The sequence below is a fragment of the Pedobacter ghigonis genome, from assembly GCF_903166585.1.
GTDB classification, from domain to species: Bacteria; Bacteroidota; Bacteroidia; order Sphingobacteriales; family Sphingobacteriaceae; genus Pedobacter; species Pedobacter ghigonis.
Genome location: NZ_CAESCM010000006.1, coordinates 177985 through 195688, shown reverse-complemented (window position 1 = coordinate 195688; position 17704 = coordinate 177985). Strand labels below are relative to the sequence as shown.

Below are 17704 nucleotides of genomic sequence, written 5' to 3'. Positions count from 1 at the left end.
AATTAGCCTATTGCGGTTGCATCAATTTCAATCAACATACCATTTAAAGCCAAACGTTGTACAGGAATAAGTGTATTTACAGGGAATTTCAGGTCGGGCCAGATTTTGGTCGATTCTTCAATCAATATCTGATGTTTTTCATCATCGTAATCTACCACCAAAGTAGTTAGCTTGGCAATATTTTCCATTTTCAGGCCTTTACTAGCTAAAGCAATGGCTATATTTTCGAAAACAATGGCTACCTGCGTCCTGAAATCGGTACTTAAAATACCATCGGTTCTGCTCCCTCCCTGTCCGGCAATAAACACCAGCTGGCTCCAGGCCGGAACTGCTGCAACATGCGAGTAGCCATGCGGGCGGGGATCGTAAATTCCTTCAGGATTGGTTATTTCTAATAAAGAAGTGCTCATAAGTATAATTTTATTGCTAAGCTAAGCGATATAACAGATTAATCCGTCGGTACTTTGCAATAAAAAAAGCCTCCCGATCTTCAAGACCGAGAGGCTTTTTGTGGATAGCAACAGCTTAATTACCTGCGGCTGTCCAGGTATTGTTATCTGGATTTGAATCTGGTAATACTTTATTTGGATCTAAAGTTACCGATTCTATTGCTTCAGTTGTTGGGTAACGCACCAACCAGCTGGTGTTCTTCATCCAAACATCAACAGGTACTTTTACGATATCGGTTTTACCGCTTTTGGTTTTAATCTGCAGAATAATTGGCATTGGCATTTTCTCCAGGTTTACCACTTTAATGTTATAACCTGTTATTTTATCGCCATCTTTAACGGCTTCTACAGTTGCAATGCCCTGATCCATTTTCCAGCTGTTTAACCACCAGCTTCTCCAGAACCAGGCTAAATCTTCGCCTGCACCGTTTTCCATTGAGCGGAAGAAATCGAAAGGTGTTGGATGTTTAAATGCCCAGTTTTTAATGTACTGGCGGAAAGCATAATCGAAACGGTCTTCGCCTAAAATCTGGTTTCTTAAAAGATCAAGGCCCCAACCTGGTTTGCTGTACAGGTTAACGCCAATATTGCGTTCAGCCATTCCATCAGGCATAAGCATAATATTTTCGAAAACCGGATTACCGATAACACTCTTACCAATTCTGTTTAGATCAGTTGGCGCACTGGCATACTCTCCATTATTGAAACTGCTTTTAGAAATACCATTGATGAAGGTATTGAAACCCTCATCCATCCAGCCGTATTTACGCTCGTTCGAACCTACAATCATCGGGAACCAGGTATGACCAAATTCATGATCAATTACGCCCCATGCACTTCCTTTTTTAGCTTTCCAACCGCAAAACACAATACCAGGATATTCCATACCACCAATATTGGTTGCTACGTTAACCGCCATTGGGTATGGGTATTCGAACCATTTCGACGAATAGTGTTCGATTGTAGATTTTACGTATTCTACACCACGACCATAGCCATCAACTCCATTGCTTTCTACCGGCTGTGCCGAAACGGCCAAACCTGTTTTACCACTTGGCAGTTTATACCTTGCTGCATCTAAAACAAAAGCTTTTGATGAAGCCCAGGCCGCATCGCGTGCATTTAAAATTTTAAATTTCCAGGTTAATTTATCTTTAGCAGGGCGGGATGCCGGATCGGTAACTTCGGCCTCTGTACGGATATGCACAGTAGCATCGCTAGTTTTGGCGGCATTCCATCTTTGTAATTGTGTTGGTGTAAAAACTTCAGCCGGATTTAATAATTCGCCAGAACCCATAACGATGTGGCTTGCCGGAGCAGTAATGGCAAAATTGATATCGCCATACTCACAGTAAAACTCACCTCCACCCCAGTAAGGCAAAGTGTTCCAGCCAATTACGTCATCATACACCGACATGCGTGGAAACCATTGTGCGATGGCAAAAATTTCACCATTTTTTGTGGTTAAATGTCCAGTCCTGTCCGATCCTTCTTTAGGCACGATATACGAATAATCCATTTTAATGGTTACGATATCGCCATTTGGTGCCATCGGCTGATCTAAACGAATCTGCATGCGGGTATCTTCTACCAATGAAGTGAATTTTACCGCAGCAGCTTTTTGCGATACCGTGATGTTCTGGATTTTATAGCCACCATCAAATTTTTCGCCTTGCGCACCATAACGGCTACGCGAAGGGGTAATAGCATAACCGCGCGAAGTTTCTTTAAAGGTATTTTGATCTAACTGCAGCCACAAATAAGGCAATTTATCCGGACTATTATTTTTATAGGTAATGGTTACTGTTCCGCTAACCGTGTTCTTAGTTTCATCGAGATTGGCGGTGATATTATAATCTACACGGTTTTGCCAGTACTTAGGGCCTGGGGCACCGATAGCCGAACGGAATTCATTTCCATTCTGGGTGTAAAATAGTGGTCCAAATGCCTCAGCCGGGTTATAATTGCTGGTTGGCGCAGGGCTGCTAGCCTGTTGGGCGGAAGCTGAAAAAGCAAAAGCACAACAAACTACACAAAAAGTAAATAGTTTATTCATATTCATGATATAATAAGGTTGTATTCGGGAGGTAAATATAAAAAATAACCACATATAGATTTATATGTGGTTATAATGTTACCAATAAGCTAATATTGGGTTATTGATCTGCCTTTAATTTTGGCAAATCCTGTAATTTTCTTTCTTGCGGTGTTAATTTTTTCCAGGCAACAAACGCACGTGAGATATAATATGCATACCGGTAGGGTCTTTCGGCCTTTACCGATTCTACCGAAGGACGATAAATGATCATAAAATTTTTAAGTTCTTCGCCTTCCAGTTTGGTTAGGTCGGTAACGGCTTTTGCAGTAAAGTTCTCGTCAATTTCCTGCATGTACATTTCCTTTTCTTCCAAATCTGCTTCTTTGCGCTGCTGTCTTTTATATTTGCCATAACCCAGGTTGAGGTTTAAACCACCAACTTTATCCGTCATTCGTTTGCGGTTAAGGTTACCGCCGGTATTGAGCAAAGTATATTTTTCGGCCAAAGGGTCTTTCGCATCGGTAATCTGACTGTTCATTCTTACCGCGCTGATATTTACATCCTTTAAATTATTGGTTTTAACCGGTAGGTAAATGGTCCGGTTTAACAGATTGGTTAAATACAAAGTATCTGTATGGTAGCCTACAGCTGAAAATTCGATCAGATCGCCCACATTGGCACCAATGGCATATCGCCCCTCCTTGTTGGTACTGGTTGTTTTTTTACTGTTCAGATTTCTAATGGTTACACCAGGCAGTGAAAGTGTTTTCTTCGAAAAATCAAATACCGTACCCGTGGCAACTGTTTGGGCAAAAACGCCAATTGGCATAGCCAGCAATAGAAAAATGATTAGTTTGCGCATATTCAAAAGTAATTTAGTTCTTCATTTAAAATCTGCTTTTAACAAACTTTAACATTATAACAAACAGAGTTATATTAGTGTTTTTAAATAATTATCCTCGTCGAAACCGATTAATACTGCCTTGTTGTTTTTTTCGATAACGGGGCGTTTAATGGCGCTTGTATTTTCTTGTAAATAGGCTATAGCCAAATCCTGAGTGTTTATTTCGGCTTGCTCCTCTTTGGTCAGTTTTTTCCAGGTTAATCCCTTGCGGTTAAGCACTGTTTCCCAGCCAAAAATATTACACCACTCGTTTAATTTTTCGGCAGTAATGCCTTTTTTCTTAAAATCGTGAAATTCGAAATCAATTTGGTTTGCTTTTAACCAATCGAGCGATTTTTTAACTGTATTGCAATTTGGAATTCCGTAAACGGTCATATTGAATGTGTGAATTTTGAATGACTAAATGATAAATGGAAAATGTATTATGGATGATGGAGAAAACCGAACTGATCTTAAATCTAACACCCGTTTCAAAGATAGAAAAAATTGAAAGATGGATCATGAAATAGTAGATGTCATCCAATAATCCTCATCATTCGTCACATTTTTAGCCCCATCCGTCACATTTTAAATATTGGTATTATTGCGCTTTGTAAAATTGTGGACTAAACAAATCAACACAATGGAAATTATTTCTGGCAATCCTGCTTCCGAAAAAGCAAAAAACATTAACCAGCTGGAGTTCTGGATCTCGACCACAATGTACATCCTGGCTTTGATCAGCATCTGCACACAAACCACCTATAATTCTGGTCATTCTTATCATTTTAGCGAAAGCGGCATTGATTACAGCGTAATGAAGAACTTCTTCCTGCCCGAAATGTTCAAGATCAGTGTGGTGTATATCAGTTTTCTGCTGTTCAACTTCTGTTTCATGCCGCAGCTGTCGAGGAAAAATAACATTGCTTTAAACATTATTCTTTCGGTGCTGGTAACTGCCTTTTCTATTGTAGGCTGGATGGTAGCCAACACTTATTCGCAGGCTTACCGGCTAGTTGAATACGAAAACATGAGCAATGCTTACGACATGCTTTTTGGCGAAGCTTTTACTTACGTATTTTTCCTGTATCTTTTATTTAACGTTTATGCCTTTTTTAATGAAAGGGGCCTGGAGTTATTGAATAAGATCAACATATTAAGAGATTACAACCAAAATATCGTTACCGAGGTTTTCATTACTACACGAATCTGGCTGATTTCGCTTTTGGTTTTTGCGGCGGTACTTTCGTTTAAGCTCGATTATGATTTATTGGTAATCTGGCTAATTGCGCCACCTGTAAATATCCTGCTGGCTTTTTGCTCCATTTATTATATCATTCCAAACCTGCGGAAAAACCAGAAAGGTTTTGGTCGTTACTTTTGGGGCAATGTGGCTGTGAGTGCCCTGATTTCGCTCCTATTGCTGATTATGTTGGTACCGTTTATGCGCAATGGCGAAACCGTACCAGTTACTTTAATATTGGCTGCAATTGCCATGGTTTGCGTTACAACCCCGCTGGCCTGGTACATTTACAAAAACAAGTTCGAAAAGCAAACGGAAATCCAGATGCTGAAAACTGAACTGGGTAAATCGGATGCGAGTTTAAATTTCTTAAAATCGCAGATTAATCCACATTTCTTATTCAATGCCTTAAATACTTTGTTTGGCACTGCCCTGCAGGAAAATGCCGAGCGAACGGGTGAAGGTATCCAGAAACTTGGCGACATGATGCGCTTTATGCTGCACGAAAACACACAGGACAAGATTTCACTAACCCGCGAAGTAGAATATCTGAACAATTATATCGACCTGCAAAAGTTACGCACTTCACGATCGGCCGATATCCGGATTGAAGCCCATATTGAAGAGCAGATCAATAATTTACAAATTACCCCTATGCTGCTTATTCCCTTTATCGAAAATGCTTTTAAACATGGTATAAGCCTGCAACAACCCTCGTACATCAAAATGACTTTACAAACTAAAGAAAGTACGCTGTATTTTGATGTAAGCAACAGCATTTACATTAAGGCTGATAATGATCCTGAAAAACTAAAAAGCGGTATTGGGCTTGAAAATGTAAAACAACGCCTGTCTTTGCTCTACCCAGGGAAACACGATTTAATTATCCGCGAAAGTGCCAATGAGTTTTTTGTGCATTTAACGTTGCAGCTGGTTTAATCCAAAGGATATTATTGATTTAAATTTGATAAGCTGATTAAAAATGAATAAAAATTTACAAGTCTATCAGGTGGGTGGGGACACCTACCTTTAGCGGGCGCTTTGGGCGGTGTCTCCACCGCCCATTTGATATTTCGCAGAAATTTAAACAGTTTCTGAGTCTTTTGCTTCTAAATTTATAATTTAGGCAGTTCCTCATTTTGATCCGATATAGCTATTGGATCAAAATGAGGAACGTTTTAAACACTGGAGATGCTTCCTTCGTCAGCATGACATAAAGCGTAAAAACTACTAAGAAACAAAAATGATCGCAATTGCTATAGATGATGAACCCATTGCATTGGATATTATAAAATCGCATGCCTCAAAAGTTCCGTTTATTACTTTGCAGGAAACCTTTACCGATGCTTTTGCGGCCATCACTTATCTTCAACACCATAAAATTGACCTGATTTTTCTGGATATTAAAATGCCTGATATCAGTGGGATCGACTTTTTAAAGAGTTTGAGCAAGCCGCCAATGGTTGTTTTTACCACAGCTTATACCGAACACGCTGTACAAAGTTTTGAGCTTGATGCAGTTGATTACCTCCTCAAACCCTTTTCACTTTCGCGCTTTTTAAAGGCCTGCAACAAAGCTCACGAACTGTTTAACCTGCGGAGTGAAAAACAGGAGGCAAAAGCCAACCACATTTTTATAAAAGATGGCTACGAACAGGTAAAAGTAGAACTGGATGAAATTCTGTACATCGAAGCTTCGGGCAACTATACCCAAATCCAGCTTAAAAATAAACTGCTGAGCTCGCGCATCACCATTAACGACCTGGCCGATCTGTTGCCGAAAACAGATTTTATCCGCTGTCACCGGGCGTTTATAGTGGCTAAAAATAAAATATCCAGATTTGACCGCAGCCAGATCTGGATAGATGAAAAAGTTATTCCTATTGGAGCTACCTACAGCGGTATCCAACTCAATTAGTTTACTTTACATTTACGCGGATGCCTGCCGAGTGGGTAGTAAACTCAGGTGCATACATGCATTGCAAAGTGGTAATACCGTTCGAAAAATTACCGGAGTGCGTAACCCTCAACGGATATTCGAATACATAAGTACCCTTAGGCATATAACTGATAAAGAAATTGGTCGAAGCATCTTTGGTACTTTCGTAATAACCCAATCCATCCTGATATTTATACCTCGAAATTACATTAACGGGCTCAAACCCTGATGAACGCATATCTTTTAAATGAATGTATTCCATATCACGGTCGCAAAAAATTTCTACCCTTACTTTTACCAGATCGCCCGGCGCTAAAACATTATTAGCGGTTAATGGGGTTAGGATATTGCCTGTATTGCTGGCCTTTTGCAAAAACAGTTGTTTCTTAATCTTAACCCCTGTATTTGCCGGTGTAATTTTATCCAGCTGCTCGAAATATTGCCAGTACAAAGCACCCCAGGCAATGGTTTGATTGTTATTTTTAATTTGCACTTTCCCCATTTCCGGTTTTACGCTTGCACCTGCAATGCTTACTTTCTGATAACCTGTACCTGCTTCTTTTTCGGGGTTCGGTCCTTGCAAATCAGCTAATTTTTGCTCACCTATGGTGATTTCGGGTTCGTTACTTTCGCTGAGTAAATCGGTACCTTTCATTAATAAAGCGTAGCAGGCCGCAACTGTCGCTTTGGTGGTTTTCCAATCGTTGGTTTGCTTATTTTTTAACAGCCAGATTTTCATTTCTTCAACCGCTTTGGTATCCTTTGCTACCTCATCAAACGCCTCAATCAACAAAGCCTGTGTTTCAACCGGACTTTGGTACCACCACCAGCCAGCTTTATTTTTGGCCCAATACATCCCCATTTCTTCACTTTGTTGTGCGGTTTGATTGAGCAGGGTGATGATTTTTTGAGCTTCAGCGGTATTACCATTTCTGCTTAATATCAAAGCAGTTTGCGCCAGCTGGTAGCTATCAAAAGTTTTCCAGTTTGCAGTTAGTCTTTTCAGGTAAAAATCTCTGGCTTTTATAAAATCTGCACTGGTATTTTTCGGATTGGTATAACTTCTGGCAAATAAATAATGTATTGGTAAATAGCTATGAAGGTTTGCTTTCGGTTCATGTTTATAATCTTGAACCAATTGTGCATCCAAATAAGCAATGGCTTTATTGAGTATGGTATTAAAACCCGGATAGGCCTTTTCATCAACCATTTTCAGCTTTTTTAACTGGCCCATGCCTAAAACAATATGCTGGGTAATGTACCGGTCTTCTTTCATACCGGTGAACCACGGAAAAGCGCCATTGTTATATTGCATTTTAGCCAATTTATCATAATTGTTTTTCAGTTCATAAGTCATCTGGTTTAAATCGAAAAGCACCGCCAAGCGTTTTTTACGTTCCTTTTCATTATCAGCGTTGCGTACCCATGGCGTTTCTTCGAGTAAAACTGATTTTAATTCCTGGTTTTTCTCCAGATTGGATAAAAGCGCCTCGCCGTTATTACTGTTTTTCCATTGCTCAAAAACTGTTTTAATTTTTGGCGAAGAATTGATAATCCCGGTAGCAAAGCTATTGGCATAAAAGCGGCTAAAAGTTTGCTCTGCACACTCGTAAGGGTACTCCATCAGGTAAGGTAAGGCTTGTACAGCATACCAAACCGGATTTGAGGTAAACTCGAAGGTTAAACTTTGGTTGCGCAAGGTTTTTGAAGTACCCGATTTTTCGAGTTTCTCCATATTAAATGTTTTAGTACTATTGCCCCGCACATTTACCGACATACTTTCGGTAACCAACATGGCGTTGGGTAACACCGGAATGGTATTTTCTTCGCCATCGCTAAACTTGCCACTTTGTGCCAGAACTTTATAAGTAATGGCATTGATGCCCGAAGGGATAATCAAAGTCCACTTCAAAACCGAGCTACCTTCATTGTCAACCTCAAAAGCTTTCTCTGCCTTATCTGCCAGGCCGAAAATCTGGATTGGTTTGCCCGTTAACGCATCGGTTAAAGCCAGGCTTGCTTTGCCATCCAGTTTTTTCCCTGCTAAATTGTTCAGTTTAGCACTTAGCAATATCGTATCGCCCTCACGGAAAAATCTTGGCGTATTAATGGCAATGGCCAGTTGCTTTTGTGTAACCAGTTCTTTGGTAACCGATGCAGTTCTTAAATCTTTGGTGTGAGCGAAACCCATCATTTTATAACGCGTTAACGACTGCGGAATGGTAAACTCGATCTTGATTTCGCCATTGGTATCGGTTAGTAATTGCGGATAAAAAAATGCAAGCTCGTTGAAATTGGTACGGGCAACAATCTCTGTTTTTTTATAGGAACTGGCTTCAATTTCCTGACGCAACGTAGGCGATTTATCTTCACCTGCCATTGCAAAAATCTCATTATCTGCAGATCTGCTACCATAAATAGCATTTGATGCAGCCGCCTTAGCATTTAATGGTGCACTCGATATCTGAGTAACAGAACCAGTCATGCTTTTCTTTTGCTTTGAAGCATAGCCCGCAACCACTACTTCATTTAACGCCTGTCCATCCGGTTTCAGGGTAACATCCATCCGCTTTTTACTCCCCACAACTCCGGTGTAATTCTTATAACCGATATATGAAAAACTTAACTTATCGCCTGCTTTGGCATCAATGGTGTAAATTCCAAATACATTGGTGGTGGTTACCGATTTACCAGATCTGATTTGCACGCCTGGCAACGTTTCTCCCTGATCATCGAAAACCACACCGTAGGTCAGTTTACCCTTTTCTAACTCGGCGAGTTTTTGGATGGCTTCTGGCTGTAAACCTTTCTTTCTGGCTTTCTGAATGTTATTGATGTAATTGCGGTAAGCGTAATTATAACCGCCATAATAATTGTAACCGAACAAATTGAGGCTTTCGTAATTGCGGATAACTGCTGCATAATCGTAATTTTGCCTCAAAAACCATAAATAATCGGGGTTAGTTTTATTGTTGACATTAAAATTCCAATTGTAGAAATAGTAGTTAAAACTGGTTTGCAAATAAGTGTTCCAGTTCATTCCTCTCAAATCATCCAGGCTCGCATCGTAAAGTGTGGCAATCATTTCGGCCATTTGTTTTTCGCCGTTGTTGTTGCTGATCTGCAACTTCCAGCTTTCCTTTTCGCCAGGTTGCAGTTTATTCCTGAAGGTTAAAAATTTAATATCAAGCTCCTTTTTAGGATCAAAAATGCTGACATGCTGCATCGAATTGTAAACCGTACCTTCGTGCACCATGGTAAACTGCACTGCAAAGCCATTCTCGTAGTTTTCATCGGGCTTAATACTTACAATACTTTGCTTTGGCGACAGGTTAAGCCAAACTTTTCGGGTTACGCTATCGCGGTAGTACACTTCGTAATAGCCCTTACTATCATTGGATAATCCAGCCAAACGAAAAACAGCACTTTCTCCAGGCCTAATTACGTTTGTCTCCGTACTAATCCATTCGGTACTGGATTGTATTTGTGCGGGCTGCTCATGGTAAACCACTACATATCTATCTACCTTGGTGGTGTCATTTTGTTCGTTTATAGCCGTTAAATTAATTTTATAGTAGCCAGGCTTTAAATCACGCTGACTAAATTCCAGAATCCCCTTTCCGTTTTTAACCGTAGGGTTTTGCTTTAGTTCGACCGATTTCACCGGCCATTTGGCCACTTCCAGTTCGTTATTGTAATCCTCATCCTGGAAAATTTTAATAAACTCTTCCTTAGTCATGGCATAGTTTTCGGCATAAAAAGGACTTTTGTTCATCAAGCGCAAGGGTGCCTGCAACAAGCTCCATTCGGCTTTCACGTTAGCTTTAATTGGTTCATTATTTAAGTTACTTACCCAAAAAGCCAGGCTATCGCTCTTATTGCTCATGTAAATAACCTGTTCGCCACTAACGTTCAGGTTTATATCTTTCTGCCCTACATTAATTGATGTAGTCTTGGCGCGAGTTTCGCCGTTTAAATCGATAACTTCTACTTCGATATCGTAACTATAATTTTGTCGGGTATCCGTAGCTTTTGCAAAAAAAGTAATATCAAATTTACCTCCTGCTTTAGTTACTGTTTTACCAATAGCCATTTGTTTTCTTTCGAACGCACGCGAACCATAAATGGCTGCCTGCTCAGTGTAGTTTAGGCGGTAATCGTAAAGTGCCCTCCTAAAAATCTTATAGTTTACGCTGGCATTACTTACTGCATAACCTGAAAAAGCGTTGGCCTTACCCATAACCTTAATGCTGTCGTTCAGCTTATACCGCTGGTTAGGTTTATCGAAAACAACTTCGAAAGTTGGCCTTTTGTATTCCTCTACCTGCACTCCAATTTCACCATCTTCAGTACCAATGATCATACGACCGTTTAATTTACCCATCGGAATGCTGAACGATCCCTGAAAGGTCCCGTAATCGTTACTTGTTGCACTGACTGAGGTAATTTCCTTTCCATTGGCATCTTTAAAATAAACTTGGAGCGTTTTATTCACCTCAATTTTATTTTTGCCATCTTTTGATAGCAGGCATAACCCTTTGTAGTAAATGGTTTGCCCCGGACGATAAATAGGCCTGTCGGTAAAAAGGACCACGCGGCTATCATCTTCCGCCTCACGGTAATTACTATAATTGCTGATGTTTAATTTCAGCTCATCTTTGCCCAGGGTAAACAATGCCCACGACATGTTATTATTGATTTCATTTGTGCTGGCGTAACCTTTATCATTGGTGGATATCAATGCGCCATTAACAAATTTCCTGGTATTGTAATCGTATCTCTGCTGCTGTATTTTAACATTTTTTAAAGGGGCACCATTGCTCAGCTGACTTACAAAGTATTCATGTTTATCAATATTAACCCTGTTGATTACTGCCATGGCAGTAACCTTAAAATTGATCATACTGTAAACGGTATCCGGCTGCGCCCGGTTAATGGCCTGGCCAATTAAAGTATAATCGTTAAAAGGCAAACCATCCATTTTATCAATTAAAGTATGCGATTGGTAATCGCTGGTTTTGGGTACCACAACAACCCATTCTTTCAGGATCTTTTTATTTTTCAGAAAATCGAAGAATTCCTTTTTGTTGTCAATCTGTCGGTATTCATTATTATATTCAGGTGTTTTAACCAGCCTGAAAACTACGGTGTCGACGTTTTTATATGATAAATGAAGCTGTGCAGCTTTATCAGGCTGTACGTAAGCTTTGGTTTGGATGGTTAGCTGACTGCTTTTGATCTGGGTAATTAAATTTTTGGCATTTTTTGCACCAATACTTTTAGGATAGCTGTTGATGGCTTTTTCGGCCAGGGCAACTGCAGCAATAAGGTTTTGTTTATTGGTATCAATTAACAGCTGGGCGTTTTTATGGATAACAGCCTGTTCGTATAAAATATCTGCATAAACTTCGCTGCCTGTGCTTTGTTCGGCCAAACGACTTAAAGCCGCGGCAACGGCCTCCTGATTGTCGCCCATAAAATACTGGCTTACAAATTTTAACCTTTTCAAATCGGCATCGGCGAGGGCAGCCAAATTATTGCTGTTTTGATGAAGGCTGATCAGATTTTTGAACAATTGTAGCGCCTGTACTTTAAATGAAGTACTATCTGCAGGTAATTTAACGGCTAAAAAATCGGGGCGGCTCCCCAATAAGGCAAGATTATTCCGGTCAAGTAATTCGTCGTTATAAGTGGTAAGGCTAATTTGCGTATTGCTAAAAACGTCGATGGCGCGGTGTGCAAGTAAATCGTAAAGCGTTGGCCTAAAATTGCGGTTGCTTTTATCGCCCGCTAAAACTGCATCTAAAACATCTACTTTCGTTTGTTGCAAAAGTGCAACCTCATTTAACGATAGCAGATAATATTTTACGGTTTCATTGTTCAGCTTTTTAATGTCCCAGGTTTTAATATTATCGCCAATATCGCCTTGCACCTGCGTGCGTTGCATAATTTGCCAGTTATTTTCTCTCAGGTAATTCCAGTAAGTTTCTGCCAGCAGCGATTGTAAAATACTTTTTTCGGGCTGTTTGACCATGCTGATATCTTTGCGCAAATCGATCAGGATCTTATCAAAGGCATCTTCTTCCAGATAGCTTTGAAACATCATCCGGTAAATAACCGATTTGATAATTAAGGGTGTGTTGTGTGTTTCGTGAGCCTGTTTGCTGATTTTCTCAATCAATGCCAATGCATCTCTAGGTTGCGCGCGGTTAGCAATAGAATCTACCCGGTAAAAATCATCGAAGGTATATTGCTGTGCAGAAACGTTTAGCGATAGCAGAAATGCGCAGATTAGAGAAGCGAAAAAGCGTAAAAATAGGTTCATAAATAACTGGAGTTTTAATATAGATGGGTGAGGCGTACAAATTCCATAACCGTTTACAATTTATCTGATTTGGATACTGATCTAAGTTAAGTATTAACTAATTAAATGTTACAAGTTACAAACATTATGGTTTTAAACATTCGAAGCATAACCTTATCTTTGCACCCATGTCAACACAACTAAAAAATCTATCCGATTTCTCTCATACTACGGTTCCTAGCGGAGCAGACTATAAATTCGGCATTATTGTGGCCGAATGGAATGCCGAAATTACCGGCGCTTTATACAATGGTGCACTAAAAACTTTGCTGGCCAATGGTGTAAAGGAAGAAAACATCGTTTCGTTACCTGTACCGGGCAGCTTCGAATTAACAGGCGGTGCCGAGATTTTATTGAGCAAAAGAGGTGATATTGATGCCGTAATCTGTCTGGGTTGTGTAATTCAGGGCGATACCAAGCATTTTGATTTCATTTGCGATGCAGTAGCGCAGGGAGTAACCAATGTTGGCATTAAGTACAGTAAACCTGTAATTTTTGGTGTTTTAACTACCAATAACCTGGAGCAGGCGCAAGACCGTGCTGGTGGAAAACATGGTAACAAAGGCGATGAAGCAGCGATTACAGCCATCAAAATGGCCGATTTTTCTGCAAACATTTAACATTGCGTTTTAATAAAGTATTTGTATCTTAGAGATTTAATATTAATCCGATCTGCCGTAACGCTCATGATTTTCACGATTGTTTCAGCAATTTGAACACAAACTTATACAGATGAAAAAAGTAGCCATTTTATTATTGGCGGTGTTTTGCACCATTACCATTTTAGAATCTTGTTCTTCTAAACTTTGCCCTGCATACGGATCTTATCCGGAAGGAAAACGCAGAAGAAACTAATCTCCTATTTCTTAATTCTCATATTCAGGTCATTTGCAGAACTTTATTCAATTGCAAGTGTTATTCTGAAAACAATAAAATATATTCATGAATTGGGTTAACTTAACTTCAGTAGAACAACTTGATGAAATCAAAAACGCAAGTGGCTACAGCCTCATTTTTAAGCACAGTACACGTTGCTCGATTAGCCTGATGGCTAAAAAGAACTTTGAGTTTGATTGGGATGTAATTCCTTCAGATACTAAACTTTTCTTTTTAGATCTGATTAGTTACCGTGATATTTCAAACCAGGTTGCAGAAGTATTTCAGGTAACACACCAATCGCCACAAATTTTATTAATTAAAGATGGTGAGTGTGTTTTAGAAGCTTCGCACAGCGATATTTCGGCAGAAGAAGTGGCAGAAGTGATTGCGGCCTAAGCAATAAAAGAATTTGATAAAGAAGGGGTATTCAAGCGATTGGATACCCTTTTTTATTGATTGTTGTTCTACTGGCTGGTGCCCGCACCAGCCAGCTTACCTGTTTTTAGTTTACAGATGGGAAAGAGTCTCTGACTCGTTCTTAACTATTGTCCTACTGATTGGCGTCTCTACCTACCAGCCTTTCATCCATCCTTGAAAACGCTTCGCTGAACTTTACGGACAGTATACGATCGCCGTGGATAGAAAACAAAAAAAGGCCTGTGAACACACAAGCCTTTACATATTTATCATGTCTGTAAATTAAGCAACCACAGTATTCTCTATCTTCAATACTTTCGACGTTATTGTTCTTGTTTCTTTGCAAAGTTCCGAATCCTGTGCCAGTGCTTTTCCATAGGTCGGGATCATTTCTCTGATTTTAGCCTGCCACTCATCGGTAGCTAGATCTTCTGCAAAACAACGGTTCAGTAAATCGAGCATAATCGAAACAGCTGTTGATGCGCCTGGAGAAGCACCCAGTAAGGCTGCAATTGAACCATCAGCTGCGTTTACCACTTCGGTACCAAATTCTAAAATACCGCCCTTTTTCTCATCCTTTTTAATTACCTGTACGCGCTGACCTGCATATTCAAGTTCCCAATCTTTTAACTCAGCAGTCGGTAAATATTCCTTTAATGCTTCCAGTCTATCTTCGGGCGATTGTCTAACCTGCTCAATTAAATATTTTGTTAAATCCAAATTGTGCAATCCAGCCGAAATCATAGGGCGGATATTGTTAAACTTGATCGATTTTGGTAAATCTAAAAACGATCCGTTTTTAAGAAATTTAGTTGAAAAACCTGCGTAAGGACCGAATAATAAGGCTTGCTTGCCGTTAATCATACGGGTATCGAGGTGTGGTACCGACATAGGCGGCGCACCAACCGCAGCTTTACCGTAAACCTTTGCGTGATGTTTTTTAATAATTTCTTCGTTGGTACATTTTAACCATTGCCCGCTAACCGGGAAACCGCCAAAACCTTTTCCTTCAGGGATATCAGATTTTTCGAGCAAAGGCAATGAGCCACCGCCAGCACCGATAAATACAAATTTAGCTACGCGTTTACGTTTATCGCCGTTATCCAGGTCTTTTACCTTTACAATCCAGTTGCCATCTTTATTCTTTTTCAAATCACGAATTTCGTGGTTAAAGAACAAACTTACGTTAGGCTGCTGTTTCAGGTTATTAAACATGTCGCGGGTTAGCGTACCAAAGTTAACATCGGTACCCAGGTCCATTTTTGTTGCAGCAACTTTCTCATTTTTTTTGCGGCCATCCATAATCAATGGAGCCCAGCTTTTTACCAGTTCGGTATCTTCAGTGTACTGCATATCGCTAAACAAATCGCATTGTGTTAATGCATCGTAGCGTTTTTTCAGGTAATCGACATTCTTTTTACCCCAAACAAAGCTCATGTGTGGAATGTTGCGGATAAAATTGCAGGGGTCGGAAACCAATCCCTTTGTTACTAAGTATGACCAAAACTGTTTAGAAACCTCGAAATGCTCGGCAATCTGAATGGCTTTCTTTGTTTCCACCGTACCGTCCTTCTTCTCGGGCGTGTAGTTTAATTCGCAAAAAGCAGAGTGTCCCGTTCCGGCGTTATTCCAGGCATCAGAACTTTCTGCTGCCGCAATATCTAAACGTTCGTAAATTTCAATGCTTAGATTGGGTTCTAATTGTTTTAATAAAACACCCAGGGTTGCACTCATGATGCCTGCCCCTATTAAAATTACATCAGCGTCAGTTTTACCAACTGTCTTTTTCTTTTTTGTCATCTTATTCTAAAGGAGTTACAAATTTAACACGATTTTAAACATCCTACGAATTTTAAGGCATTAAATCTGAAAAAAATTGCGTAAAAACGAGAAATACTTCTCTCTTTTTAATTGTTTCTAATCAAATTTTAATCCAAAATCAGGCATCACCAATACAAGTATTAAAAAAGACATTTATTAAACAATAAGCTGCAATATTAATTTATTAAATACCACGCTTATTTCTTAAAGATATTTATCATTTTACCGCTAAACACAGTGTTTTTTTAGAAGTTCGATAATCAATCAGTAAATCGAAAAGCAAAACTTAGCACAATGATCGATTTTTATTTTTTTATTGACTAAAATGCTAGTTTTATACATCTATTATTTACCCTAACGCTATGAAAAATTTGATTTTAATCTGTCTCGCACTTTTTCTTGCAGGCTGTTCAAAAGAAAAAACAGACCAGGCCTTGCTTGAGCTCGATAAAAAGAAACTGGAAGAAAATATTAATTACGATAAAATCACATTTTATAAGTTTGTTAAAATAGCGGTGCGTTCAACTGCGGTTCAAGATACTACCCTACCCGAGTATCAAAAATTCAGCAAACAGACCCAAAGTGTTGTAAAAACCTTAAATACCGTAAATGCAAACTACAACGAAAGCATCTCGGTAATTGATGCACTCCGCATTTACCAGGAATACCGTTCAGTAAAGCAATTTGTAAAAGAAACCGACGAGGATGTTTTCCCGCTTTTAATCAATGGTTTCATTGCCATGAAAACAGGTTCCAAAATACCTCCCCCATTTTTTAAAAATGCCGGCAAGGCATATTTTCAAAATATAGAGCATGCAGTACTGAGTATGGCCGTACTGGCTACCCGCGATTTAGGACAGCCCTTTGCACTTTACGAATGTACCAAAACACAACCCGAACTGCTTGATGATTGTGAAGTTAAAACCCTCCTCGAATTTGTACGCAGTTTCCTGTTTTTTAGCAATAACCTTTTTTACCTTTCGGAAGATGGCCTTTCGAGAAACATTAAGTGGTTGGATAAAAATGAAAAAATTCCGCTAAACTATACCAAAGCCTTTTTTGGCTGGAGCGACTTAAACAACGAGCAAACACATCTGGCCTTTCATAGCATGAATTATCTGTTCAGAGGTTTCGACCGGATGCGCATGGAACGTAAAATAGATGAAGAGCGATCGCTCGAAGATTTTGAAGCTTTTTTAACCGATATGAATAAGCTGGGCATGCAGAACGAACTGGTTTGGGGAATAACGGCCTATCTCTACCTAAAGAAAGCGGAACCCGAAAAATCAATTCCGGCTTTGGAAAAACTCAGTAAAAGCACACTGATTTCTAACAACGAGCGCGAAGCACTGCAACAGACCATTGCCTATGTAAAAGACCGCAAATCGGTAAAGGCTTTAACCAGCGTTTACGATAAGGCATTTATCGGCAAAATTGCTACCCGGTATATGGTTGCAGTAATGGCGAAGGTTGACTGGGAAAACGTGATGAAGCAACAGGGAGTTCCGTACACCAAAGAAGTGTTTGCAGGAATTCATCAATTTAAAGCCTTATTAAATGCAGTAAGCCAGTACACGCAACCCTCCACATTAGAAAAAGGCAAAAAAGAGATTGGAAAGAAAGGCAGCGAACTGTTTGAAAAAGCTAAAGGCCTGTTGGATTAGATAAAAA

General features: G+C 39.6%; 12 protein-coding genes. 6 read left to right on the top strand and 6 right to left on the bottom strand.

Annotated features, from left to right (window positions below):
- Positions 1-2: 2 nt before the first annotated feature.
- The 4 genes from HWV58_RS11060 to HWV58_RS11045 form a co-directional block, all read right to left on the bottom strand.
- Entirely contained in the window at positions 3-410 is a 408-nt protein-coding gene (locus HWV58_RS11060) for a RidA family protein (protein ID WP_175634165.1), read from the bottom strand.
- A gap of 115 nt (positions 411-525) precedes the next feature.
- Entirely contained in the window at positions 526-2505 is a 1980-nt protein-coding gene (locus HWV58_RS11055) for a M1 family metallopeptidase (protein WP_175634164.1), read from the bottom strand.
- Between the two features lie 100 nt (positions 2506-2605).
- Entirely contained in the window at positions 2606-3349 is a 744-nt protein-coding gene (locus HWV58_RS11050; RefSeq protein WP_175634163.1) for a peptidase associated/transthyretin-like domain-containing protein, read from the bottom strand.
- Between the two features lie 69 nt (positions 3350-3418).
- Positions 3419-3766 carry a Spx/MgsR family RNA polymerase-binding regulatory protein gene (locus HWV58_RS11045; RefSeq protein ID WP_175634162.1) on the bottom strand — a complete coding sequence of 116 codons (348 nt, stop codon included), beginning with the start codon at positions 3764-3766 and terminating at the stop codon, positions 3419-3421.
- Positions 3767-4013: 247 nt separating this feature from the next.
- Between HWV58_RS11045 and HWV58_RS11040 the strand changes: the two genes are divergently transcribed.
- Positions 4014-5552 carry a sensor histidine kinase gene (locus HWV58_RS11040; RefSeq protein WP_217706981.1) on the top strand — a complete coding sequence of 513 codons (1539 nt, stop codon included), beginning with the start codon at positions 4014-4016 and terminating at the stop codon, positions 5550-5552.
- Positions 5553-5856: 304 nt separating this feature from the next.
- Complete coding sequence (locus tag HWV58_RS11035) at positions 5857-6531, top strand: LytR/AlgR family response regulator transcription factor (RefSeq protein ID WP_175634161.1); 675 nt, start codon at positions 5857-5859, stop codon at positions 6529-6531.
- A 1-nt stretch (position 6532) separates the two neighbouring features.
- Here the strand turns inward: HWV58_RS11035 and HWV58_RS11030 are convergent, their stop codons facing one another.
- Entirely contained in the window at positions 6533-12877 is a 6345-nt protein-coding gene (locus tag HWV58_RS11030; RefSeq protein WP_175634160.1) for an alpha-2-macroglobulin family protein, read from the bottom strand.
- Between the two features lie 167 nt (positions 12878-13044).
- Between HWV58_RS11030 and ribH the strand changes: the two genes are divergently transcribed.
- The 3 genes from ribH (at position 13045) to ytxJ (ending at position 14191) form a co-directional block, all read left to right on the top strand.
- Positions 13045-13536: a 6,7-dimethyl-8-ribityllumazine synthase gene (gene ribH, locus HWV58_RS11025; RefSeq protein ID WP_175634159.1), complete on the top strand. Its 492-nt coding sequence runs from the start codon at positions 13045-13047 to the stop codon at positions 13534-13536.
- Positions 13537-13648: 112 nt separating this feature from the next.
- The gene (locus tag HWV58_RS24495) at positions 13649-13771 is read left to right on the top strand and encodes a hypothetical protein (protein ID WP_255420130.1); all 123 of its coding nucleotides are present in this window, start codon (positions 13649-13651) and stop codon (positions 13769-13771) included.
- Between the two features lie 87 nt (positions 13772-13858).
- Positions 13859-14191, top strand: coding sequence for a bacillithiol system redox-active protein YtxJ (ytxJ, locus tag HWV58_RS11020; RefSeq protein ID WP_175634158.1), 333 nt, complete (start codon positions 13859-13861; stop codon positions 14189-14191).
- A 303-nt stretch (positions 14192-14494) separates the two neighbouring features.
- On the opposite strand, the gene HWV58_RS11015 is transcribed toward ytxJ, so the two are convergent.
- Positions 14495-16012 (bottom strand): malate:quinone oxidoreductase, encoded by a 1518-nt coding sequence (locus HWV58_RS11015; protein WP_175634157.1) that lies wholly within the window; start codon positions 16010-16012, stop codon positions 14495-14497.
- Positions 16013-16395: 383 nt separating this feature from the next.
- On the opposite strand from HWV58_RS11015, the gene HWV58_RS11010 reads away from it, so the two are divergent.
- Positions 16396-17697, top strand: a complete 1302-nt coding sequence (locus tag HWV58_RS11010; RefSeq protein WP_175634156.1) for a short-chain dehydrogenase — start codon at positions 16396-16398, stop codon at positions 17695-17697.
- The last annotated feature ends 7 nt before the right edge of the window (positions 17698-17704 follow it).